Origin of the sequence: Arsenophonus sp. ENCA (assembly GCF_002287155.1) — a bacterium.
Taxonomy (GTDB): Bacteria; Pseudomonadota; Gammaproteobacteria; order Enterobacterales; family Enterobacteriaceae; genus Arsenophonus; species Arsenophonus nilaparvatae.
Genome location: NZ_NHNG01000627.1, coordinates 1 through 509, shown reverse-complemented (window position 1 = coordinate 509; position 509 = coordinate 1). Strand labels below are relative to the sequence as shown.

Here is a 509-nt window from a genome sequence, read left to right as displayed (position 1 = left end):
AATACAAGAAGAACCTATACGTTATGATCCTTCAATTAACAATGAAGAAAAACCTAATTCACCAGCAGTAAATTATGTCGATTATCTTATTGGATCTGCTATTGAAAAACGGGCATCAGACATTCATATTGAGCCATTTAAGACCGGTGCCAAAATTCGAATCAGAGTTGATGGTAAATTATTTTATGTTCCTTCACCACCAGTCGAAAATTGCGCAGAAATATTTGCCCGATTAAAAATATTGGCAAAATTAAATATTGCAGAAAAGCGCTTGCCTCAAGATGGGCAACTTGAATGGATCAGCCGTGATATCCACTATGCTATTCGCATTTCAACATTACCAACTCTTTATGGTGAAAAAATAGTTTTAAGGATATTAAATACTAAAAACCATTATTCTTTAGAACAACTAGGTATAAAAAATAATTTTCTTGTCATTTTAAAACAAAAACTTTCTCTGCCACAAGGAATGATTCTTGTCACTGGGCCAACTGGAAGTGGTAAAACAG

General features: G+C 33.6%; 1 protein-coding gene. It reads left to right on the top strand.

The features are described from left to right. On the top strand, positions 1-509 hold a 509-nt coding region (locus CBG25_RS16160), incomplete at both ends, for an ATPase, T2SS/T4P/T4SS family (protein WP_290607901.1).